This window comes from Ottowia sp. VDI28 (assembly GCF_049532675.1).
GTDB lineage: Bacteria > Pseudomonadota > Gammaproteobacteria > Burkholderiales > Burkholderiaceae_C > Ottowia.
On record NZ_CP149820.1, the window covers coordinates 4,463,607 to 4,485,386 of the forward strand.

Annotated in this window: 28 protein-coding genes; 13 read left to right on the plus strand and 15 right to left on the minus strand. The window is 61.5% G+C overall.

The features are described from left to right. Positions 1 to 34: 34 nt before the first annotated feature. Complete coding sequence (locus tag WJU18_RS21230; RefSeq protein ID WP_423455444.1) at positions 35 to 631, plus strand: hypothetical protein; 597 nt, start codon at positions 35 to 37, stop codon at positions 629 to 631. A gap of 46 nt (positions 632 to 677) precedes the next feature. On the opposite strand, the gene WJU18_RS21235 is transcribed toward WJU18_RS21230, so the two are convergent. Then, positions 678 to 1,118 carry an ATP-binding protein gene (locus WJU18_RS21235; protein WP_423455445.1) on the minus strand — a complete coding sequence of 147 codons (441 nt, stop codon included), beginning with the start codon at positions 1,116 to 1,118 and terminating at the stop codon, positions 678 to 680. Positions 1,119 to 1,140: 22 nt separating this feature from the next. Here WJU18_RS21235 and WJU18_RS21240 point away from each other — a divergent pair, with 22 nt between their 5' ends. Next, positions 1,141 to 1,476 carry an STAS domain-containing protein gene (locus tag WJU18_RS21240; RefSeq protein WP_423455446.1) on the plus strand — a complete coding sequence of 112 codons (336 nt, stop codon included), beginning with the start codon at positions 1,141 to 1,143 and terminating at the stop codon, positions 1,474 to 1,476. 18 nt (positions 1,477 to 1,494) lie between these two features. Next, entirely contained in the window at positions 1,495 to 2,229 is a 735-nt protein-coding gene (locus WJU18_RS21245; protein ID WP_423455447.1) for a response regulator transcription factor, read from the plus strand. Between the two features lie 8 nt (positions 2,230 to 2,237). Here WJU18_RS21245 and WJU18_RS21250 read toward each other — a convergent pair whose 3' ends face one another. From WJU18_RS21250 to sctW, 14 genes are all read right to left on the minus strand, one after another. Continuing rightward, positions 2,238 to 2,687: a type III secretion system chaperone gene (locus tag WJU18_RS21250; RefSeq protein ID WP_423455449.1), complete on the minus strand. Its 450-nt coding sequence runs from the start codon at positions 2,685 to 2,687 to the stop codon at positions 2,238 to 2,240. A gap of 70 nt (positions 2,688 to 2,757) precedes the next feature. Beyond that, the gene (locus WJU18_RS21255) at positions 2,758 to 3,018 is read right to left on the minus strand and encodes an EscF/YscF/HrpA family type III secretion system needle major subunit (protein WP_423455450.1); all 261 of its coding nucleotides are present in this window, start codon (positions 3,016 to 3,018) and stop codon (positions 2,758 to 2,760) included. 54 nt (positions 3,019 to 3,072) lie between these two features. Then, the gene (locus WJU18_RS21260; protein WP_423455451.1) at positions 3,073 to 3,387 is read right to left on the minus strand and encodes a hypothetical protein; all 315 of its coding nucleotides are present in this window, start codon (positions 3,385 to 3,387) and stop codon (positions 3,073 to 3,075) included. Positions 3,388 to 3,443: 56 nt separating this feature from the next. Beyond that, positions 3,444 to 4,787, minus strand: coding sequence for a type III secretion system inner membrane ring subunit SctD (gene sctD / locus WJU18_RS21265; protein ID WP_423455452.1), 1,344 nt, complete (start codon positions 4,785 to 4,787; stop codon positions 3,444 to 3,446). Between the two features lie 22 nt (positions 4,788 to 4,809). After that, positions 4,810 to 6,939 (minus strand): type III secretion system export apparatus subunit SctV, encoded by a 2,130-nt coding sequence (gene sctV / locus WJU18_RS21270; protein WP_423455453.1) that lies wholly within the window; start codon positions 6,937 to 6,939, stop codon positions 4,810 to 4,812. Between the two features lie 5 nt (positions 6,940 to 6,944). Continuing rightward, positions 6,945 to 7,382: a tetratricopeptide repeat protein gene (locus WJU18_RS21275; protein WP_423455455.1), complete on the minus strand. Its 438-nt coding sequence runs from the start codon at positions 7,380 to 7,382 to the stop codon at positions 6,945 to 6,947. A gap of 39 nt (positions 7,383 to 7,421) precedes the next feature. Then, the gene (locus WJU18_RS21280) at positions 7,422 to 7,841 is read right to left on the minus strand and encodes a hypothetical protein (RefSeq protein WP_423455457.1); all 420 of its coding nucleotides are present in this window, start codon (positions 7,839 to 7,841) and stop codon (positions 7,422 to 7,424) included. A 25-nt stretch (positions 7,842 to 7,866) separates the two neighbouring features. After that, entirely contained in the window at positions 7,867 to 8,769 is a 903-nt protein-coding gene (locus WJU18_RS21285) for a hypothetical protein (RefSeq protein WP_423455459.1), read from the minus strand. A 328-nt stretch (positions 8,770 to 9,097) separates the two neighbouring features. Further along, a complete protein-coding gene (locus tag WJU18_RS21290; RefSeq protein ID WP_423455461.1) occupies positions 9,098 to 9,550 on the minus strand; it encodes a type III secretion system chaperone in 453 nt (150 codons plus the stop codon). Between the two features lie 35 nt (positions 9,551 to 9,585). Next, the gene (locus WJU18_RS21295; RefSeq protein ID WP_423455462.1) at positions 9,586 to 10,050 is read right to left on the minus strand and encodes a type III secretion system chaperone; all 465 of its coding nucleotides are present in this window, start codon (positions 10,048 to 10,050) and stop codon (positions 9,586 to 9,588) included. 42 nt (positions 10,051 to 10,092) lie between these two features. Then, complete coding sequence (locus tag WJU18_RS21300; protein WP_423455464.1) at positions 10,093 to 12,276, minus strand: hypothetical protein; 2,184 nt, start codon at positions 12,274 to 12,276, stop codon at positions 10,093 to 10,095. 16 nt (positions 12,277 to 12,292) lie between these two features. Further along, the gene (locus WJU18_RS21305; protein ID WP_423455466.1) at positions 12,293 to 12,718 is read right to left on the minus strand and encodes a type III secretion system chaperone; all 426 of its coding nucleotides are present in this window, start codon (positions 12,716 to 12,718) and stop codon (positions 12,293 to 12,295) included. A 174-nt stretch (positions 12,719 to 12,892) separates the two neighbouring features. Then, on the minus strand, positions 12,893 to 13,270 hold the full coding sequence (locus tag WJU18_RS21310; RefSeq protein ID WP_423455468.1) for a hypothetical protein: 378 nt from the start codon (positions 13,268 to 13,270) through the stop codon (positions 12,893 to 12,895). Positions 13,271 to 13,274: 4 nt separating this feature from the next. Next, positions 13,275 to 14,384 carry a type III secretion system gatekeeper subunit SctW gene (gene sctW / locus WJU18_RS21315; protein ID WP_423455470.1) on the minus strand — a complete coding sequence of 370 codons (1,110 nt, stop codon included), beginning with the start codon at positions 14,382 to 14,384 and terminating at the stop codon, positions 13,275 to 13,277. A 191-nt stretch (positions 14,385 to 14,575) separates the two neighbouring features. On the opposite strand from sctW, the gene WJU18_RS21320 reads away from it, so the two are divergent. From WJU18_RS21320 to sctJ, 10 genes are all read left to right on the plus strand, one after another. Beyond that, complete coding sequence (locus tag WJU18_RS21320; RefSeq protein ID WP_423455471.1) at positions 14,576 to 15,367, plus strand: hypothetical protein; 792 nt, start codon at positions 14,576 to 14,578, stop codon at positions 15,365 to 15,367. A gap of 233 nt (positions 15,368 to 15,600) precedes the next feature. Continuing rightward, the gene (locus WJU18_RS21325) at positions 15,601 to 15,894 is read left to right on the plus strand and encodes a hypothetical protein (protein ID WP_423455473.1); all 294 of its coding nucleotides are present in this window, start codon (positions 15,601 to 15,603) and stop codon (positions 15,892 to 15,894) included. 36 nt (positions 15,895 to 15,930) lie between these two features. Further along, on the plus strand, positions 15,931 to 16,494 hold the full coding sequence (locus WJU18_RS21330; protein ID WP_423455475.1) for a hypothetical protein: 564 nt from the start codon (positions 15,931 to 15,933) through the stop codon (positions 16,492 to 16,494). A 29-nt stretch (positions 16,495 to 16,523) separates the two neighbouring features. Continuing rightward, positions 16,524 to 17,045, plus strand: a complete 522-nt coding sequence (locus tag WJU18_RS21335; protein WP_423455477.1) for a SycD/LcrH family type III secretion system chaperone — start codon at positions 16,524 to 16,526, stop codon at positions 17,043 to 17,045. Positions 17,046 to 17,090: 45 nt separating this feature from the next. Next, positions 17,091 to 18,191 (plus strand): type III secretion system translocon subunit SctB, encoded by a 1,101-nt coding sequence (gene sctB / locus WJU18_RS21340; RefSeq protein ID WP_423455478.1) that lies wholly within the window; start codon positions 17,091 to 17,093, stop codon positions 18,189 to 18,191. A gap of 15 nt (positions 18,192 to 18,206) precedes the next feature. Further along, positions 18,207 to 19,433 carry a type III secretion system translocon subunit SctE gene (sctE, locus tag WJU18_RS21345; RefSeq protein ID WP_423455480.1) on the plus strand — a complete coding sequence of 409 codons (1,227 nt, stop codon included), beginning with the start codon at positions 18,207 to 18,209 and terminating at the stop codon, positions 19,431 to 19,433. Between the two features lie 46 nt (positions 19,434 to 19,479). Further along, positions 19,480 to 19,986 (plus strand): SycD/LcrH family type III secretion system chaperone, encoded by a 507-nt coding sequence (locus WJU18_RS21350; protein ID WP_423455482.1) that lies wholly within the window; start codon positions 19,480 to 19,482, stop codon positions 19,984 to 19,986. A 19-nt stretch (positions 19,987 to 20,005) separates the two neighbouring features. Next, a complete protein-coding gene (locus WJU18_RS21355) occupies positions 20,006 to 20,410 on the plus strand; it encodes a hypothetical protein (RefSeq protein WP_423455484.1) in 405 nt (134 codons plus the stop codon). A 59-nt stretch (positions 20,411 to 20,469) separates the two neighbouring features. Further along, positions 20,470 to 20,907, plus strand: a complete 438-nt coding sequence (locus WJU18_RS21360) for an EscI/YscI/HrpB family type III secretion system inner rod protein (protein WP_423455486.1) — start codon at positions 20,470 to 20,472, stop codon at positions 20,905 to 20,907. A gap of 13 nt (positions 20,908 to 20,920) precedes the next feature. Continuing rightward, on the plus strand, positions 20,921 to 21,745 hold the full coding sequence (gene sctJ / locus WJU18_RS21365) for a type III secretion system inner membrane ring lipoprotein SctJ (RefSeq protein WP_423455488.1): 825 nt from the start codon (positions 20,921 to 20,923) through the stop codon (positions 21,743 to 21,745). Positions 21,746 to 21,780: the final 35 nt, after the last annotated feature.

Genomic DNA, 21,780 nt, shown 5'->3' on the forward strand with positions numbered 1-21,780 from the left:
CACTCCTTCATTCACAAAAAAACAAGAGACCGTCTTGAGCATTGAAAACCCCTCCTCAGCGTCCGGCCCACGCGTAGCGCCGTCTTTGGACGAGTTTCGCAAGGCGGCGGAACAGCATGACGCCATCTCGCTCACGCTCGACGGCGAGCGATGGCAGGTCAAGGGCACGGGCATCCTGCCAGGTAGCGGGCGGCAAGTGGCATGGGTAAGCCCCGAGAACGCACGGATCGACACCACATCCGCTTTTACGCAGGCTCTGGAACAATCGTTTTCGGCGGGCATCAGCCGCGCCGTAGCGCGAGAACTCGACTTGCAGCCCCGGCCCGGCCAGCCCTTGTCGTCACGCGCCGTCACGCAAGCGATCGACATGGCGAAAACAGGCCAGCAGGCACTTGCGGGGGTTGATTTCTTTACGCGCCTGCAGTTCTCCGCTGTCCAGGGCGGCCCGGAATTCAAGCGTGTATGCGCCGAAGAGGGCCACGCCGCAGGCAAGCTTTCCCAAGCCGACCTTCAACATCTCGACCACCTGCTCGATCAGCACTTCCAGCAAGCCACATCGAACGGCGCATCTCCCGTCACTTACCACGAGGCCGAGCGCTGGCTGAAAGAGGCGCTTCGCTCGCTGGGCTGAACCAGGAGCGCGTTCAAGCAATCGGTTCTAAGAACGTGTTCACGTTCTAAGGCTCCCCTGCCACGAGCGTCAAGACGTTTCGCCCGCCTTCGCGGGTGTAGTGGACTGATTTCAGATAGTGGCGCATCAAACGCAGGCCATGGCCGCCCATTTCCGCGGTTTCAACGGATTCGGCCTGAGGCCCGGGTACAGCCAGCGTAGGGTCGAATGCAGGCCCTGTATCTTCTATGCGCAGCGCAATGCCCTGCGGCCCATCAAAGCAAGCCAGGCGGATGAGGGTCTCCCGGCCGCCCTCCGAGTCCCCGAAGGCATGGGTGACGATATTGGTCAAAGCCTCGTCCACACTGAGAATCAAACCGAAAGCAGCGCGCTCGTGCCATCGTGCCTCGGCCGCGAATGCCCGCAGCCAAGCCAGCGCGACGCCAATCTGATCGATCCGCGGTTCGATCTCAAGGACTCTCGGTGCGAAGGCGTCAGGACGTATCACTCTGCAACGGTATCATCACGCCATGATTGCCCATGAAGCCCTTGCCCATGCCCGTCTCATCAGCTTCACAGGCCAGCTCAACAGCGGCAACTCGGCGAGCGCCGAAAACGACATCCTGGGCTTGATCGCGCAGGGCGACCGGAAACTGATTCTCGATTTCAGCCACCTGGACTACATCTCCAGTGCAGGCTTGCGCGTCGTGCTGGTCGCGGCCAAGCGCCTGAAACCAGAGGGTGGCCGCCTGGTCTTGTTCGGAATGCAGCCGCAGGTGCGCGAAGTGTTCGACATCAGCGGTTTTCTCAACATCCTGGATGTGGTTGCATCGCGCGAAGAGGCCATCGCCCGCGTGGGCGCGTGACGGATGGCTGCAGGCACCATGAGTGAATTTGAGAGAGACCAGGACGACGCACTGCTTGATCCTGAGTCGGGAAAACCGTCTGCCGTGCTGCTGATCGAAGATGAGCCCGCAGCGGCCATGCGCATGACTGCGCTGTTGGATCGTATGTACCCCGGTGTGCTGATGCGCCACGCGTCCACGGTGGCGCAAGCGCGCACCTACATCCAGAGCACGCGATTCGATCTGGTTCTGGTGGACATGCAGTTGCCTGACGGCTCGGGCATCGAATTGCTTCAGCAATTGGCGCTTGCGCAGCCCAAGGCGGTGGGCCTGGTGCTTTCGGCCTGGGGACAGCCCGACACCATCGTGGGGGCCATCCGCGCAGGCGCGCGAGGTTACCTGCTCAAGAATGTCGACGACCTGGAGATCGAGCGCAGCCTCGCGAGTGTCGAGCGCGGTGGTGCCCCGATCGATCCGGTAATCGCCAGGCGGATTCTGTCCTTGATGTCGTCCGGCACCGGGACTGCGGCCCCGATGGCCCCAGCCACCGCAGGCTCCGCGGCGGCACCCGCAAAAACAGAAACGCTGCTGAGCCGCCGCCAGACGGAAATACTCCGGGCTGTCGCCAGCGGACAAACCAATCGTGAAATCGCACAGGCCTTGAACCTCTCGGCACATACGGTCGAATGCCATACGCGCAGCATCTACCGCAAGCTGGCCGTACACACACGAACAGAAGCCGTGGTGTTCGCGAAAACACAAGGATGGATTTAAGAGCCTGTTCACACTCTTTGGGAGGCGCGCGCCATGGCCATGGCATCGGCAGTCAGGAGCCCTGACACCTCTCCCTCCAAGCGCCGCTCCCAAAGATCGATGCCGTTGAGCATGCCTTCCATCTTGGCCAGCAGTTGCGCGGCACTGTCGTCGCCCAGCATGACTTCCTGCTGAAGACAGGCCTGCCCTTTCTCGTCGAGCGCAAACCAGCCGCCTCCCGTGCCGGCGCCCCACAGATTGGCTTGCAGCAGCACCCGCTCCATGCCGCCCGTACCAGACGTTCCGTCGCAGGCGACGCGCATGCTCATCACCAAGCGCCTTTGCGCCCCCGATGCGCGCAGTTCAAGCATCCGCTGGCCATCGAACACCAAACGGCAGCAGCCTTGCGCGTCAAGCGCAAGGCCGGCAATGCCCAACTGTTCGCCGAGGGCGCTCAGCACCGCACCGAATGAACTCACAGCACAGAAAGATGAGGGGTTTGAAAATGCGCTTGAAAATCAGGCCACCGGCCCAATCAAGCCCGCCCTGTCAGGCGGCCTTTTGGATGATGCCTTTCAAGGCGTCTCCAAGCTCCTTATTGATGGTGCTTTGGAGCTGAATCAGCATTGTCCATTTTTGAAGGCCTACTTGCATATCAAGCAAATCGGTCTGAGTCGGGTTGTCGCCCAGGTTGTCCAGCCTCGTGCGCAAAGCGGTTTCGGTGTTTCCCAAGACGGGACCCATTTTCTGCGCGATATACGCGAAATTGATGCCGCCGGATGTGCCAGGACTGAAGCCACCACTTGCCATGAGATACCTCCACAAACAAGACCATCAAAAAAGAGAACTGATTCAGCGTTGCCTTCACCGCATTCTCGCACCATGGCCACCGGAAGACGCGGCCTTGCCAAGAATTTCCCTGGCGGTTTCACATGCTTTTGCCACCGCGCGCAACCGAGCAAACCCGGCAGGATCGCTACCGGCGGCGATGGCTTGCTTCGTGCGCTGTGCCAGAGATGCCAAGCGGGCATCCGCGGCCTCGATTGCGGCCTGTGCCTCTTCCTTGGGGCCTGCCAGGGCCTTCTCGAGTTCGCTGATCGGCCCCAGACCCCCAGGCTCCACGGCCTTACCGGGCGCGGACAGCGGCCGGGGGGAAGAAGTATCGGTTGAAGAAGACATCTTGGTCGTTTCCTGATCAGGGTTCGAGAGTGTGTTCAATTTTTTCAGACGGATATTCACCTGGCCACCACCAGGCGCCGGGGGGCATCAAATACCAGGACATCCGGCTCGATCGACTGCAAGCGCCAACCGGCATGCGTCCCACCTGGCAGCAGCTTGCCTCCACCGGGCAACACCAGATAAGGCACATCACCTCCCACCACCCCCCGAATAGGAAAGGGAGGCTTGGCGTGCGCGGCCTGGCTCGTTGGCGCAAGCAGTTCCGGCACGACGCGCAAGGGCAATCCCGGAAATCGTTCGGCCAATGCGATGAGGGTATTTTCCAGACGGCCGCGGCTCTGATCAGACAGCGAGAGCGCCGCCACGATCAGGGTGCCGTCCCAGTGAGCTCGTACGTTGCCGAAACCCGCCGCGGCCAGCGCAGCTTGCACGTCAGGGGCCAGTTTCTCTGCCAGACGAAGCTCGCTGGCGAGCTTCATGCCAGCGGGCAGAAGCGGCCGAACCGCAGCCAGAACCTCCGCTTCGCCGGCTTCGGACAGCACGATGCCGCGTACACGCAAAACACCGGGACCGCCGGGCGAGAAATCAAGCTGCGGGTAACTGCCGGCCAGTTGAGCACGCAATTCAGTGCGCACATCGCTGGCCACGAACACGCGCATGAGCGGCGCCGGGCGGCGCATGCCCAGCACATCTGCCAGTCGATCGAACTGGGCCACTGCATCCACCCAGCCGCTGACCTGCACCCGCCCATCCCGCTGTGGCGTCAATTGCAGGCGCAACGCGGGATCGACCTGCGCGATGGCCAGAGCCAGATCCGGCACCTGCCGCTGCGCCTCGGCCGTCAGATCAGCCACCACCGATACCACCGGCCCTGCCGCACCTTGAGTCCCACGCTGCAAACGCTCCCACACCACGGCGCCCAGCAACGCCAGTACCAGCAAGACGGTAATCCACGGCCAGACGGCCCGGTACCGGCTGCGCTTCGCTGGTACCGAAGAAGTTTCAGGCGCGTGAACGGTCTCGACGATGCCGGGCTTCTCTTGTTCGCTCACGATCTCCGGCTCCGCGGAAAGCGCGGGAACCGCTTGAGGTATGGGCGGCCAATCCGTATGCGGCGCACTCACGCACAGAGCCAGTTGGCCCCAGTAAGCGGGCACGCCCATGCGCGGCGCCTGGGCCAGCGCCTTGGCATCGGGTTCGGCATCGGCACTCGCCAACAGCCAGCGCTCCTCGTCAACCAAGTGCAAGCGCGCAAGCCCAGCGCCGGGATCCAGGTCGGTCAGAATGACATCGGCCTCGTCGCTCACACCCACCAGCAAACCGTTCCGAGCCACTGCGCAAGCACCTGCATGGCGGCCGCTCAGCACGCGCAGCTCGAGTGCCAGTACATCGCGCATCATGGCGTAACCCCCTGGCCCAGGTTCACAGATCGATCCTCGCCAGCGGCTGGATGTTGATCTCTTGCGTCAGCTCCTGGTAGCTGAGCACCGGCAGTTCATACAGCTCCTGCTCGATCATCTTGCGCATGTAGCGGCGGATGTCCATGGAGGTGAGCAGCACGGGGCGTTGAACGCTCGCCCCCACATCACCCACCGTTTTCTTGATGCTTTCCACAAGCCGTTTGGATACCGCAGGATCAAGCGAGAGGTAGCTGCCAGCCGAGGTCTGACGGATCGCACCGCGCACCTGGTCTTCTATGCTGGGCGCCAGCAAATAGGCTGGCAGCACGTTCTGCCCGCTGGAATGCTTGTAGCTGATCTGACGCTTGAGTGTGGAGCGCACGTATTCGGTCAGAAGCACGGAATCCTTTTCCTTTTGCCCCCATTCGATCAGCGACTCGAGAATGGCGCGCAGATTGCGCACGGAAATATCTTCCGACACCAGGCGCTGCAGGATCTCGGCGATTTTCTGGATCGGCAGTACGCGGGTCGACTCCTTGACCAGATCCGGAAAGCGCGCTTCCATCGCGCTGAGCAGGAAGCGTGTTTCCTGGATACCGATGAAATCGGCCGAGTACTTCTTGAGCACGAATGCCAGGTGATAGGTGAGTACCTGGCTGGCGTCCATGAAGGAAATGCCCGAACTCGCCAGCGTCTCGCGCAATGCCTCCGGGGCCCACAGCGTAGGGATGTGTGGCAGGAACTTGCGATCGGTCTCATAGGCGATCTGCAACGCATCAAGGTTTTGCGCACTCTCGCGCACCAGCAGCCACCCGGGCCGCAGCCGGCCCTGCGATACCGGCACCTCTGACAGCAGGATGTTGTAGCTTTCCTCCGGCAGCGCCTCATTGAACCGCAGTTGAATGCCAGGGAACGGCACGCCCAGATCAAAATACAGCGCACGGCGGATCTTGAGCAATTCGTCGTTCAGCGTCTGGGCATCAAAACTGTTCTGCAGGCCGGTGGCCACATCCATCAGCAGCGGCACCGTGGGCGCGAACTCCTCGCTGCCATCGGTCTTGGGCTTGCGCAGCTTCTCGCCGGCGGGCTGCATGGCCGGGACCTCCGTGATTTCGCCTGTCTTCTCGTTGACCACGCGGCGTGTTCCGCGCACCAGCACGAAGCCGATAGTACCGATCACGGCCGCCAGAATGGCGAACACCGGAAAAGGCATACCGGGAATCAGCCCCAGGCCCAACGCCACCGCCGCGGCGATCAACAGCGCACGCGGTTGGCTCAGCACCTGCGCACCGATATCCCGGCCCACGTTGGAAGGCTCATCGCCCGTCTGCACCCTGGTCACGATCATGCCCGCGCAGATGGCGATGAAGAGCGCCGGAATCTGAGCGATCAGGCCGTCACCGATGGTGAGCACCGAATAAGTCTTTGTGGCGTCGGCCGCCGTCATGCCGCGTTGCATGGTGCCGATGATGATGCCACCCAGCAGATTCACCGCGACAATGATCAGGCCCGCGATCGCGTCGCCCTTGACGAACTTCATGGCGCCATCCATGGCGCCGTAGAGCTGGCTTTCCTTTTCAACGAGTCCGCGGCGGCGCTTGGCCTCTTCCATGTCGATGGTGCCAGCGCGCATGTCGCCGTCGATGGACATCTGCTTGCCCGGCATGGCGTCCAGCGAGAAACGCGCCGCCACCTCGGCCACCCTTTCGGCGCCCTTGGTAATGACCACGAACTGCACGATGGTGAGGATCAGAAACACCACCAGGCCCACTACCAGATTGCCGCCAACCACGAAATTACCGAAGGTGGTAATGATGTGCCCTGCATCGCCCTGCAGCAGGATCAACCGCGTGGTGGCAATCGAAATGCCCAGGCGGAACAGCGTGGTGATCAGCAGCACCGAGGGGAATGAGGAAAACGCCAGCGGTGAAGGCAGGTACATGGCCACCATCAGCAGGATGGCCGAGATGGTCATGTTGGTGCCGATCAGCATGTCCACCAGCCACGTGGGCAGCGGGAGGATCATCATGAAGATCACCGCCACCAGGAAAAACGCCAGGATCAGGTCGTTTCGGCTAGTGGCCAATTGCACCACCCGCTGCAAGCGGGCAAAAGGAACGTGGGAGGTCGTGGAGGTCTCGCCGCTGGCCATCGCACTCAGTTGATTGGGGGTTGATCTGCCGCCGCGGCGGTACGGGTTGCCGAGGAGGCTCCGGCTTGAGGGGCACGCAAGGCCACATGGGCGCGCATGGCGCCAGCGGCTTCGGCGCGTCGGCCCAGCACTTGAAATGCCTGCGCCCGCACCAGATGAAACGCAGCATCCACCGCCCCCAGCATTGCAAGGCGCTCCAGGGTCTCCAGGGCACGCTCCGGCTTGTCGGAACGGACCTGAGCCAGCGCTAAAGCCAACAACGTTTGCGGATGGTCAGGCTGAAGCGCATCCCGTGCGGCCAGAAGCACTGCTGCCTTGTCTGGCAAACCATGGCGCAAATAGATATGGCTGAGCAGATCCATCAGTTCGATCTGCTCAGGAAATTTGTCCTGAGGCCGCGCCAGTTCGGGCTGCGGTCCGGTGGCGTCTGGCTCAGTGGGCATCGAGGCGGTGCATATCGGGGGAATGTGTGTTGGCAGTTCTCAACCTTGATAGAGCACGCTGCGGTACATCTGCACCAGGCCGCGCAAATCGCGTTCCCTCCTGAGCAATCTCACGACTCGTTGAAGGACTCGTTTTCTCTCTGGCGGCATGGATTGCGGACTCTTCTGGTTTTCGTCTATCTGTTCGGAAAGCGCGGCATACAGGCTATCGAGCACTGACTGGAACCGGCTGGGAACCAACAGATCCCGGTTCTCGAGCTTGGGGCGGATCGCGTCCTCCAGAAATTCATCGAGCGTGGGCTGGGCAAGCAGCATTTCCAGCTGCGGCCGGCCGCCCAGCTCGGAAGGCGGCCCTTCCTGGCGAAGCGGAAGATGGTGCGTTTCGCCCCTGCGGGCATAGGTCACGCGATCGATGCCGCGATCGAAAGCAAGGTGTGGGCCGAGATGGTTGTCTGCCATGGGGATCTCAGCTCCTTATTTGCATTCAGCCCTGAATGAGCAAAGGCTTCACTCGGAAGCTGTAGGCGACCGCCGACTTGTCTTTCGAACCGGGATTCAATGGATAGGGTTCAATGCTCAGGTCGGGGTGAACGACAAACGAGAAGCGTGTGGTCGCCGCGCTCGCGGCTGAATCGAGTTGAACCACGGCGCCCTCTCCATCCAGCAGCCAACTCAGCGCTTGGTTCTCCAACTCGAAAAGCAAGTGAATACGGCCATCGGGCAGACGCGCAATCGACACGGATTTGTCTTTGGGCTGCTCGATCAAGGCAACCCCTGAAGAAGCCCCTTCGGGAAGCAGCCACCCCTCCTTGACCGCGTGCGTGTGGAATCCCACGACGTTCTGGAAAGCAAAGTGGCTCACAGTCATGCACAGGGCAGTATCACCCTGGCATTCGTTCAACAGCGCCGTCGCCGCGCTTTGCAGAGCATGCTCTTGAGCCGTCCCGCCTGGCGGGGCGTGCGGCTCCATCTTCGCCCCTCCGATGAAGTAATCCATCCGGGCCAAGTCCTTGCCCATGCCACGGCAAATGTACCGAGCATCGCCCGTGGTACTGGCCGGGAGCCGATCGTCCTGCAGCTCCCTGGGGCCCGGTGTTTTGTGGAGATAGGCCGCAAAATGCCTGTCAAGTACCGGGCCGCCCATTTTCTCTTGCGGGGCGGTGATGCCTGCCCACAGACGGCTGGGCCATTCCACCACGAATCGGCCAAGCGCGGCCAACCCATTGGCAACCGGCGCAAAGAACGCCTTGAAGGCCGCCTTGGCACGCGCGGCCCAGCCCAAGCTCTCTTCACGCTGCTCGCCACTCCCGACGGTTACCGGCTGAAGGACAGTTTCGGCAGCACCCGCAGGAGCAGACCGGGCGGAAGCATACCGCTCCTCGAGCATAGCCCTCACCTCGTCTGCCAATGCATGCAGGGCCTGCCGCCCTTCGCCTCCACCCAAACCAATCATTCGACCCAGCAGCCCACCGGAGCCTGGACTTAGAAGTGGCTCAGCCATCGACGGGGATGTGGACAGCCCTGGCTGAGCCAAACCTCGCGATCGAATACCCGGAATCTGAGATGGATTGAGATCCACCATGCCTGCCTGTCCTTTCGTCAAGCCACCCCACTGCGCGCCGGCGGCGATGTTTCAGCCACGGCCCATCCGCGCGCTCTTCCTGTAGGTAACAAAGGAGGCGTCATAGGTTCCATGAATAGATATGGAAATTGCTTCAGCTCACATGCGCATGCGCTTCGGAAGCAAGCAGTTCATGGATTCTGGCGCCCTGCCCCCGCTCAAGTGCCTCGGCCCATCGTGCGGAGGCGTCGGCCAGTTCACCCCACGCGATGGCAAGGCGGTTCGGGGGCGCATCCAGCGGCTCGCGGCGGGACAGGACCAGCCGGCCCGACCTCTGCAGACCCAGTGTGGCGCCAGACGTGGCAGGCCCCAAGGTATTGACCTGCAACAGCAGTTTCAGCAACTCGGGGGCGGCATTGACAGGCAGGGGCTCGGTACCGACATAGCATGCGCCTTGCATGGAACCGCCCATGCTGTCCGGCTCATAGGACAGCGCAATGGCCACGCCATCGATGATGAGTTCCTGGTATTGGGTCAAAGCGGCGGCATCCAGGCCAATGTCCTGAGCCAGTTCGGCCAGGGCGATTTCATAGCGTTCTTGAGACATGGGAGTAGCCAACGGAGAGATCAGGCGCGCCTATATCAGGCCCGCATATGGAGCATGTGCTGGAAATCCGGTGGCGATGGCTCGTTCTTCGGCTGAGCGGTCAGTCTGGCAGCCCAGTCATCGGCATCCATGCACAGCGTGTCCAGCATCGCCCCGAATGTGGCGACACTCAATGAGCCCATCCGCCTGGCCGCGCTCATCATGAGGGTGTCGCTGCCGCGCAGGCCCAAGGTGGAACCCTTCGAGCCCGCCCATAGATTGTTGGCCTGCAGCAGCAGCCGGCAGAGATCGTCGGCAGGCCACCGTGTGAACCTTGCCACGTCGGTCCGGCAAATGACCACGCCCTCTTCTGGTATGAGCTCATGAGGCATGAACGAGAGGCTCACCGTGCGGCCGTTGATCACAAGCTCCTCCGTTTCTGCCAAGACGGCGCCGTGCGCCCCGGGGCGCATGTGCTGCTGGTAGGCTGTCAGTAGTTCCGAGTAATATTCTTTGCTCATGTGGTCTGGAATCCGGTCACACGGGAAGATCGGCATGCAGCCTCACGCCGTGGAAAGCGCCCCCGTGAAGCCCTTGACAAGCTGCCAGTCCTGAGCGGCCTTGAACCGCTCCTGATCAATCTGCAGCAAGGTCATTTCATGGCTGAGCTTGCCGATCAGTTCAGCCTTGCGATCTTCAAGCGCTGCCTGCGGCCACTTCGCATAATCCGCCTTGTTCGCGCCCTCCTGCGCCGAAGAGCCAGGCTTCAACTGAGCCCATTTTTCCGCCACATAGAGCGAACGCATGGCCTGGCTTGCGTGGACCAGCGGGGTGAACATCGGCTTGGGCTGTTCCTGCACGAACATCACGCGCAGTTCGGAAACGCCCTCCCCGTTCAACGCATGCTCGAACTGCATGCTGCGTGCGCCGTTCGGGAAACCCGCGCCATGGTCATCAATGGTCATGCGGCCGCGAGCCTCACTCCCCGTCAGACCGGCCATGGTTCCGGTATAGGCTGAAGGCACGCTCATCAGGAAGTTGTAGAGCTGTCCATCAGGATCGGCCACGCTCATCGAACCGTCCGGGTTCAAGGCCGTGGAGAAACTCAATCCATCGGCGGATCTCTCCGCTTCAACTGCGACATGCCAGGCCAGTGCGCGCGCCAGCATCAGGCTCGCGGGAATGGCATATTCAGGCGAGATCTGAACCACACCGAAAGCCTTGCCCTTGCTTTCAAGAATGCTCTGCGCCAGGTTTTCACCCATGTGCACCCTGCTCCGGACAGAAGCCAGCCTGGCTTCGCATTCGGACTGGGAATAGCCCGCCTTCACCATGACGGCGAACACGTCGTCGCCGCTGGCACTGGAACCGGCTCTGGCCTTCGACAGCGTGCCCAGTGCATGCTTGTAGGCAGCCGCGAATGACTCCTCGCGCTGTGCCTCCGCTTTTTGCTCGCGGGCGCGCTCGAAGATATTGGACAGGCCGACCAGGAAATCCAGGAGTTTCGAGCATGCGCTCGCCACGGGCGCGAAGAACGACCGAAACGCCGATGCAACGCCCGAAGCCAAGTCCATCACCTGCCCGCGCATCGTGCCATCACCCAGCTGGGCAACGCCTGAAGTTCCGGCAGCCGCGGCAGATTTTTCCGAGAGTGCCCGCTCCACCTGGGCCAATTCGCTATTGAGCGCATTCACGGTCTGGTTGCGTTCCAGGGAAACCACCATGGTTCTCTCGCCAACCATCTGGCGCAGCTTTTCCTGCTCTTTCATCCGATCGAGATGCCCGAGCTGCACATGAACCTTCTCCAGCACATCGTTGATCAGGCCCTTGGCCGTTTCGTCTTTTGCCAGTTGAGGAAAGTTGAGAACGGTCTGGATCACCGAGTAGAGTGCGCTGCCTCCGCCCAGGACGCTCATTGCCAAGCCAGTCACCGCACCGCCCCCCAGCATGGAAGCCGCGAATTCCGCCAGAAGAGGAAAAGATGCGGCGACCGCTACCTGGCCCGCAGAATCTCCCGTCGCCCGCAAGGCCCCCTTCAACTGATGCCACAAGCGGTGTCCGTGATCGGAGTAGGAGAGCTCCTGCGTATCCAGGCGTCCGTGATCCCCCAGCCCCGTCAGTCCTGGCAAGCCCATGTAGCGCAGATGCTTGTCGAGCTTCATCAGACTGGCATCGATCTCGCGGGAGATCTCCCCCATGTCGTCGAGCGCTTTCGTGGCTACGGTCTCCTTGGCGGTATGGACCTGAGGCGGCGCGGGACTCGCAGGGGCCGCCAAGGTAGAGGAAGCCCCCGAAGTATCGGGCTCGCCGCCAACGCTGTCTTCAGCATCGAGCTGCTCCAGGCCCGGAAACAGCAACCTCGACATCAGGCGGTCGAAAAACCCTTCCTGCCTCTCGACCGCTTTCTGGATTTCGGCGCGCTTCTCTCCGGTACCCAGTCTGGCCTCTTCCGCCCATCCGGAGACGGCTTCGATTCCTTCCCGGATCACCTCGGGCGCCTCCTCGGCATCGAAGAACTCTTCGCCGTCGATGACCGTCGCGTTGCCTGCATCCAGAAGACTCTTTGCCGTATGGCCATTCCCGACCGAGATGGTGTGCGCCCGCCCTTCCAGGCCAAGCGGCGTCCGAACCGTGCCGGATTCCAACCGCCCATCGGACGTGGAAGCGAAAGGAGAAGAAGAAGGCGCTCCACCGAACGTGCCTTGCGCGTGAGTACCGGAATTTCCGTCTAACTTGAGGCCTGACATGGCTTCCTCGCTCTCTTCAGACAGCCACCTGGGACAGCTGGGGCCGCACCTTGCCCTGCACCACCTCGCGCCACAGCAAGGCCACGTTCTTGAATGCCTGCAGCGCCGCGGAAAGCGACCTTGCATCGCTCACCGCCAACGACAAGCGCGCGCACAGCAGCACGGCACCCGTGCCGGCCTGCAGACCCAGCGTGCAGCCGCCAGTGCCCACCCACAACCCATTGGCCTCCAGCATCAGCTTCATCAGCGCGACCTGGTCCACCTGCACCGAAGGCCGCCCCAAAGTGGAAAAGAAAATCACGTCGTCAGTGTCCTGATCCCCCTCGGGCGCCAGGCCGATGGCGATGCCGGAGATCACGACCTCCTGGTTGGCCAGAAACTCCTGCACAGGCAAATCTGCATGGCGGGCGTAGTCTTCAAGCAATGCGGTGTAACGTGTCATGGATAAATGCCTCTGGTGGAGAGAAATGCGCGTCATGCCGGGCAAAGCCGCGCGAACTGGGGAGCAACAATCGCCCTTCAACGATCGCCCTTCAACGATCACCCTTGCTTCTTGAGTAACCGGCGGGCGCCGTCAGTTCCATCGGGCGCCAGGCGCCCCCGACTTCCCCTTGAATCAACTGCGCAGCGCCGCTACGTATTCCCGCAGCCAACGGGTCAACCGGTGCAGCTCGCGGGCGGAGCAGTCCCGCTCGGGCAAACGGACCGCCAGCACGAGGCTGTCCGTGCCTCCAGCGCTGTGCAAGCCCACCTGCAGGGCAGGCTCTCCCGGTGGCGGGTCGCCAGCGCGCTTGAAAGCCCGCCACAGAAGATGAGGAGCGTCGTAGGGCGCGGGTTCGGCCCAGTGCAGCACCACGTCTTCGCCCTGGCGGAAAAGCCCCAGGACGGCACCATGGTCAAAACGCAGTTGCACCGCCCCGGAAGAGCCCGGCGCCAGTGTTTCAACACCGATATCCCGGCCAAAATCCGCCAAGGCATGTTCAAGGGTAGCCATGCCTTCAACCTTCCTCTCGGTCAATCGCCACGTCGAGCGCATCCTGCGCCGCCGTGAGCACGTTCTGGCGCTGGTCTTTATCGACAAAGATCCTCGGCGGCATATCGCGCAGCAAGCCCTTGATGCCCGTCAGGAAGTTGATCTGCGGCTCCACCTCTGCCGCCCCCGCAGCCTCGGCCAGCCTGATGAAACGATCGGACGAGACCCATGTTTCGCTGCTGAGGCCAACCAGATCCTTCATCAGTGCCACCGGTGCGTCGTCCGCGCCGATGCCGTGCCGTGCCTGCATCTGCGCCTGCAGCTCCTTGCAGCGCTCCAGGACCGTGTTGGCCACCCCCAGGTAATACAGATCCTGCATCAGGTTCTGTAGATGCTCGACGCTGGTGCTGGGGCGCGCAGCCGCCAGATCCTGCCCAAGCGCCCGTTGCAGGCGCTCGAGCCCGGCCACCAGGCCGGTGTCGCCAAACTGATCAAGCACGAGATTCAGTGCGCCAGCCAACGTGGCGTGGCCCAGCACCAGATCCACGTAAGTGAGCTGAAATTGCGCCACGCCCGCCGGGCCGCTGCCCTCCTCGGCCGCGGCGCCGATGGTGTTGATGTCGGCCCGTATGCGTGGGCCATGCTCCACTTCAAGCTGATCGATCGCGTCGAGCAGGCCCTCGAGGGTCTGCTCGGATGCGCCTTCCCGCTCACCCTGCTGCAAAGCATATTGCAGCGCAAGGTACTGCGAGGCAGGCCGAAGGAATGCCTGCTGCGCATAACGAAAAGGCCTTTCCTCCCCGCTCAGTACCCGCTGCACAAAGCTCAGCAGCTTGGCTGAGCCTTCTTCGTCCTCGCCGGTATCCTCCAGGTAGCTTTCGATCGCCTCGGAGCTCATCAGGGAACGAGGCCGTGCCAACTCCTTCTTGCGCTCCGCGACGTGCTTGGACTCGGCCGATTCGGCGTGATGGAGGCTGATTTCCTCGGCGGCCTCGGCGAGCATCGAGGCGTCGGCCTCCACCTCGAGTTGCTCAGCCCCCATCTGGCCGCGCATGCCTGCGCTGTGGTCAGCCGTGCGCCCGCGGGACCTCTCGAAAGGCGTGGAAAAACTGCCGGCGGTATCGATCGGATTCATCTCAGGCCCCAAAAGGACGAAGGAAATGCCGGCCCGCGCCGGCAAGAGATGAGTCACACCCGCAAGGAAAACGTTCCATCCACGGCGAAACAAGAAAGAAGAGTGAAGTGGAACGCTTTCAACCGCCCGGTTACTTACCTCGTGTACACAGCACCCGCTTTGGCGGCCTCGCCTGAAACCAGGAGCAATTTGTGAGCAGCGTACTTTCCCCGATCACCATCGGCAGCCCCCAGAGCGCCGCCCCTTCGAACTTCGATCTTGAAGCTGCCGTCCTGGCAACCACACTGGAGCGAATCAGCCTGTTCGACGGGCAAATTGCCGATCTGATGCAAAAAATGAAGGAAAGGAATACCAAGGCTGCCAATTACAACGCGGTACTGCAGGAGCTCAACAAAATCAAGAACGCCTTCAAAAATGATGCGAAGGCCGGCGACAAGGTCGACAAGACCATGGTCGAGCAATATAAGAAAGATTTTGAGAAAGCCTGCCAGGAAGCCGGCTTGACGCCCGATGTTTCAAAGAAAATCGACAACAAAAGCAAAATCTCCGAGCAAGAGGCGATTGAAAACCAAGCCATCAAGGATATTGCTGATTACAAGAAAAGAATTGCCGAAAAAGAAAAACAAATAGAAAACGAGCCCAATAAACGCGAAAAGGCCTTTCTCGTTTCCGAAAAGAACGCACTCGTCAACGAACACAACGCGAAGATCAAGATAAAAGACGCCGCCACAGCGCAATTGAAAACACTTAAAGCGCAGCACAACCCTGATGGCGCCATGACCGACGCGACCACCAAGGCCGATATTGAAAACGCTATCAGCAGGGTGCAAGGCCTGGTGGATGAAAACAACAATACCAGCCAGATGGATCAGCTCCAACTTCAATCGCTGATCAGCAAGCGGAATGCGCAGTTCGAAATGGCCAGCACCGTGGTCAAGAAAATCATCGATAGCGTTTTGGCCATCACCAGCAACATGCGCTGAGCGGAACCTCGGGGCCATCCCGGAACCGCGAGCGGTCCAGCGAAATAACGCCCCCACGCTTCCCCGCTTCGCGTGGTCCGCTGCCCCCGAGGGGGCGCCTTTTGTTTTGGGGCGGCCCGGCAACAAAAAAATCCACCGGAATGGAACCGCCCGCCCGGCGCTGTTACTCACCCCACATAGGCGATGCAAAAAAACACCGCCCAGCCACCAAGCCACCTCAAGGAATCCAGCTCATGCCGTCCTCCAGCCTGCTCCTCCGGAACAAGGAGATCATTGAACAAGCCGAGCAAGTCTTGCAGGAAAGCAGGGAATTCTTTCAAAAGCACGGGCTTGACCCCGACAAAGCCGCGGCCTACTTCGAGTCCATTACCACCCCCGAAATGCGTGCCGAGGCAAAGGCCGCCTTCGAGGCGGACATGCAGGCCATTGAGCAGGAAGTGCGTGAACAGATGGTGAGCAGAGCTTCCCAGCCATCTGCCAAACCGAGCGCGCGCACCACTCCCCGTCCCCCGCGGCAAATGATCTGACGATCTCCCCCCGAACACCCCAGCCAGGAGCCCACCATGTCAGCCGTCGCTCTCTCCCCCGTCACTATTGGCGGCGCCCAAAGCGCCGCGCCTTCCAATTTCGACCTGGAAACCGCCATTCTCTCCGTCACGCTGGATCGTATTGCCTTGTTTGACGGGCAGATCGCCGATCTCATGCAGAAAATGAAGGATCGGAACGACAAGGCTGCCAAATACAACGCTGTCAATCAAGTACTCAACAAGATCAAGAACGCCTTTGCCAATGATGCCAAAGGCCAAGACACCATTGACGGTAAAAAAGGCGGCAATGCGAAGGATTACCAAACCGAACTCACCGAGGCTTGCAAGGCCGCAGGAATAGACATTGCCATTGAGCGCGATGGCAAGGCCATCGACTTCAAGGATTTCAAGCTCTCCGATATCGAAAACCTGATCAGCAAAACCCAAGGTTTGGTGGACGAAAACAACAACACCAGCCAAATGGATCAGCTCCAACTGCAATCACTCATCAGCAAGCGGAACGCGCAGTTCGAGATGGCCAGCACGGTGATGAAGAAAATCATCGACAGCATCATGGCCATTATCAGCAACATGCGTTAAGGCATGGATCTTTAGTAAGGAGATCCAAAATGATGCAGTTTTCCCCCGTCAATGATTTGAGCGGCGCCGAAGCCATGGCGCAGATTGGCGACATGCAGGAATGGCTGGCCGCCGGCGGCGCCGTGGCCGATGCGGTGAACGTGCCCCAGGCGCAGCGGGAAGCGCTCTACCAGTTTGGGTACGGCCTCTACACGCAAGCCAAGTATGCGGAAGCCTTCAAGATCTTTGCGCTGCTGGTGGTGTATGAGCATCTCAATGAGCGCTATCTGATGGCCTTGGCGGGCGCCGCGCAGATGCTGGGGCGCTATGAAGACGCGCTGCAGCACTACGCCACGGCCGCCATGTTGCTGATGGATGACCCCCGCCCCGTGGTCCATGGCGCGGAATGCCTTCTGGCCCTGGGCCAGACCGACCTCGCCCGCGACAGCCTGAACATGGCCATCGAGCTGGCGGAAGGTGCCGAACCTCATTCGGCCATCAAGGTGCGCGCAGAAGCGTTGCGGGCAACACTGAACAGCCAAGCTGCGGCAGGCTCGCAGCCCCGGCCATGAATCGCTGCCGTTGAATCCCCCTTTCATCTTCCTACAGGATCCATCATGTCTAGCCAAGGCGTCTCCGGCACTCTCACGAAGTTCGTTGCTCCGGCCTCACACGGCGCGAAGGTCTCCGGCCCTTCAGACACGTCTGCGCCGGGCAATGCCCTGTTCTCGGACGAAGACCCCGACCTCGACATGATCGGCAAAGGCCACGGAAGCGGGCACGAGGGTGTTGATCTGCCCACGCCCGCGGCGGCCAACCGCTCCATCGTCCTGTCCACTGCCCAAACGCTGACCGAATTGAGTGCCGCTCAAGCCGGGGCTGACGCCTATGCTGTTCTGGCCTTGATCACCAACTCGCTTCGGGAGCAGCATGCCGGCGCGCGCCAAATACGAAACCAGGAAAGGCAGTCCGAGCTGAAATCCAAATACGCGGGTGCAGAGGAAATCCGCAAATCCATCCCGGCGCGCATGTGGGGCGGCATTGTGGCGGGTGGCATGACCGCGATCGGCGGGGCCGTCTCTTTCGGAGGGGCAGCCATCAGCGCCACCGCCTCATCGCAAACACTCAAGAACTCCCTGGAAACCAAACCCCATTTTGACGCGCCGGGCGGCCAGCCTATTGCGCCAGCCCCGACATCGCCCATGGCGGGCAAGGCATCGGAACAAGGCATTGAACTGACGGAGGTGAAGCCGATGGTTCAGCCGGCCACGTCCGATGCCCCCGCGCTCTCTGCTGACACCAGCACCCTGAAGACCAAGCCTCTTGATTCCCAGACGGCCCAAGCCGATACGCCAGCAGCGCAGGAAAAGCCCCTTGAACAAAGGGAGCTTGAAGCCAAGGAACTCGACAACTGGCACAAGGACCTCGCCAACCAGCTTCACAAGGACAGCCATTCCGCCACCAAGGGTGAAGCGGCCTCCAAGATGCTCCATGGCGCCGGAAGCGCGACAAACGGCTTTGCGGAAAGCTTCGCCGCCGAACACGACGCCAAGAAAGCCGATGAAGAAGCGACTGCCAAGGCGCATGAAATGGGCTACCAGCAATCCAACGACGAACTGAACCAAACGCAGGGCCTGCTGCGTGACCTGTGCGACAAGCTGGGGGCCATCTTGCAGTCTGATGTTGAAGCCTCCCGCTCCGTCAATCGCAACATCTAAGCCGGAGTGATTGCCATGAATGCAATGGTCGACAACGGATCGCTGCGGCCTACCACGCTGGGCAACACCTCGATGGCCTTCGGTGATGGCGTCGAGGACCTGGAAAAGGCAGGCACGCCGCAGCCTACGCCTCTTATGCCCACTGTCACGTCCACTGACGCGCCAGTCCCCGGCCTTCTTGACCCGGCTCGGAATACCGGCCCGTTGAAGGATACAAACGGCGCGCCAGCCTTGGCTCGCCCTACCATGAACTTCTCGCCGGAAGACCTGATCGCCGCGCTTGAAAGCTTGCGCAATCAGTCCTTGAAAGGACAGGAAGCGAACGCGCTCGGCAGAGTGGAAAAATCCCGCATCGACTCGAAAAAGGCCAACGAAAGCCAGCAGGCGAAGATCAAGGAATGGAGCGCTGACTGCGAGAAAGCCGCCAAAGCCGAGCGCAGGGCCAAGATCTTCGGATGGATCGGCAAGATCGCCGCTTTCCTGGCCGCGGGGGCGGCCGTGGTGGCCACTGTGGCGACCGCGGGTGCCGCCTCGCCCTTGCTGGCGGTGGCCGCCATCGGGCTGGCGAGCGCCACGCTGGCCGTGATCGATCAGGGTGTGAAGGATTTAGGCGGCAGCGAACGCGGATTCTCGATGTCCGTCATCTTCGGCAAGCCCATGGAGTGGATCCTGTGCGCGGCGGGCGTCGACAAGGAAAAGGCGGCACAGATCGGCCTGGTCGTGGCCGGTGCCATCGGCATCGCTTCGGGCGGCTTGCCGATTCTGATTGACCCACAGCTGTTGGGCGAAATGTCGAAGGGCATCTGCCAACTCGCCGGCGCCTCGGAAAAAACCACCATGGGCGTCACGATGGGCGTAGGCCTCGCCGCCACCGTTACGGTGGGGATCATCATGGCCGTCGTTGCCTGGAAGCTCCCGCCAGCAGAGTCCGTCAGCAAGATCGGCCAGGTGTTCACTGGCGCGGGCACGCAAATGCTCCAGGGCTCCACTCAGATGGCTCAAGGCGGCAACATGATCGCCCGTGCGGTCTATGAGGCGAATGCCACCGGAAAGGTAGCCGACAAAAAACTGCTTGAAGCCCTGATGGTCGAGTTCCAGAGGGCCATGGAGATCAGCCTGGATGATCTCAGGAAGATCATCCAGCAGTTGCAGAAAGCCGTGGAAGCGGTCAGCTCGATGATCAACAGCTTCGTCGAAAGCTCCGTGCAGATCGTCACCAATCTGAACAAGAGCCCGGTTTGATCCCGTCCGCCCCTTGTTTGAAATCTCTTCGAAAAATCACGCACCCATGACCACCGCAACGACGAATGAAATGGTTGAGGACGCCTTCGACGCGCATGCTTTTTCCGCCGATTTTCGCAAGGGCTTCGAGACACTGCCCGCCTCGCGGCGCTTCACGCCCGAACAGCTGGAAGTGATCTACGGAATGGCCTACGCCCACGCACAACAAAGGCAGTGGGACAAGGCCTTGCCCATCTTCGCCTTTCTTTCCCAATATGGGCCGACTCGCCGGCACTATCTGGCGGGTCTCGCGCAGTGCATGCGCGAACTGGGCCGGCATGAAGACGCCAAGAATCTGTATTCACTCATGCTGATGCTCTTTCCCGACCACCCCGAACCGCTTTTGTACATCGCGGAGTGCCAGATAGCGCAGGGAGATAGGGCAACCGCCCAAACTACATTGAGTGAGCTTCGCGACATCCTGGCGGAAAGCAGCCCACCACACCCACTGCAAGCACGTGTTCAAGCGCTGCTGGCACGCCTGGGTACGAACGCGCCACAAGCCGCCGCGTGAACATACCAGCCTGTCATTGATGACCTCCCATTCACCGCTGCCTGACAGCGACGATATCCGGCTCCTGACCGAAATCGGGTTCCTGGCATCTGCCAGGGGTGATGTTGCGCGCGCCGAAGCCATCTTCGGCGCGCTTCTGCTTTTGCGGCCGGATCAGGCTTTCGCCCATGTGGGCCTGGCCACCGCGCTGATGAATGCCCGCCGCCCTGGCGATGCAGCCGCCCGACTGGCTGCAGCACGCATCCCCCAAGGCGCGGACGAAGACATGGTGCAAGCCATGCACGGTCTGGCTTTGCAGCTGGATGGGCGGGTAAGCCAAAGCCAGCGCGTATTGCGTGAAGTATCCGGCAGATCAGGCGGTACCGATGAGCCCACCGACGGCATCCTGCTGGCCCGCAAGCTGCTTGGCGAAACCCTGCCCTAAGAACGCTTCTCAAGAAGCATCCGTATAGATCCGTATAGGCATAGGAATCGCGCAACACCATGGAAACCACCGCCAACGCGCTTGTCACTCAACTGGCCCCCACCGCGATCGAGCCAACGGCCGAGATCTCGCGAGCCTTGCCGGCCGCGGCGCCTGATGAAGCGGCGGCCGCACGCTTCGCGGCCATCATGAAGACACCCGAGATCACGCAGTCCTCGCCGCTGCAAGCAGCGGCTCCGAACCAGGAAGCCGCGCAGGCCGGCACCGCGCTCTCGCGCGGCGACCGGATGCTCGCCACCCTGCAGGGCGCCTCCGATAATTTCAAGAACGTCTGGAGCGCGACGGGAAGCAGGCTCCAGGCTGATCAGGCGCTGGAGATGCGCGAGATCATGGCCATGCAGCTGCAAGTCACGCAAATGGCCGTGGAGTACGACCTGCTGGGCAAGGCGATCAGCAAATCGGCGCAGAACTTCGACCAACTGGTGCGAGTGCAATAAGCCTGAGCCTCGCATGATGTTCAAGAGTATTGCTTTGCCTTTCTCGATGCCACGGATGCGCCGCGCGCTGCATGCGGCCCTGATGAGCCTTTGCCTGCTGATCGCCGCGTGCGGCGGCCGCGTGGACCTGATGGGCGCCATTCCGGAAGACGAAGCCAACGAGGTGCTGGGCGCGTTGCTCAAGGCAGATATCCCTGCCCGCAAGATCGCTGGCAAGGAGGGCATGGTCGCTGTTCAGGTAGATGGGCAGCAGGTCAGCCGCGCGCTGGAAGTGCTGCGCGAGAACGGCCTTCCGCGCGAACGCCATGCGGGCATGGGGCAGATCTTCAAGAAAGAAGGCCTTATTTCCTCACCGCTGGAAGAGCGGGCGCGCTATATCTATGCGCTGTCGCAGGAGATCTCTGGCACCTTGTCCAAGATCGATGGCGTGCTGTATGCGCGCGTGCACGTGGTGCTGCCAGAGCGTGGCACGGCCGGTGAACCTGGCGTGCAATCCACGGCGGCCGTGTTCATCAAGCACCAGGACGGCTATGACCTCGAACTGCTCCAACCGCAGATCCGGCGCCTGGTCACCAACAGCATTCCAGGACTCTCCGCCGAACGGGTCTCGATTGTCTTCGTGGCGGCGCGCGCTCCGGCTGGTGAAACTTCGGCCGCACCGGCCAATGTGCACTGGATGGGTTTTGACGTCGGCGCGGGATCGGCCGCAGGCTTGTCCGCACTCGTCTGGAGTCTGGTGGCGCTGCTGGCGCTGGCGCTAGCGGCGGTGGGTGCGCTGTTCTGGCGGTATGCGTTAGCGGCCCGGCGCGAATCACCAGCCAAGGAAGCGATGGCTTGACGCTCGCGAAAGCGCTCGCCGCATGAGCGCCCCCT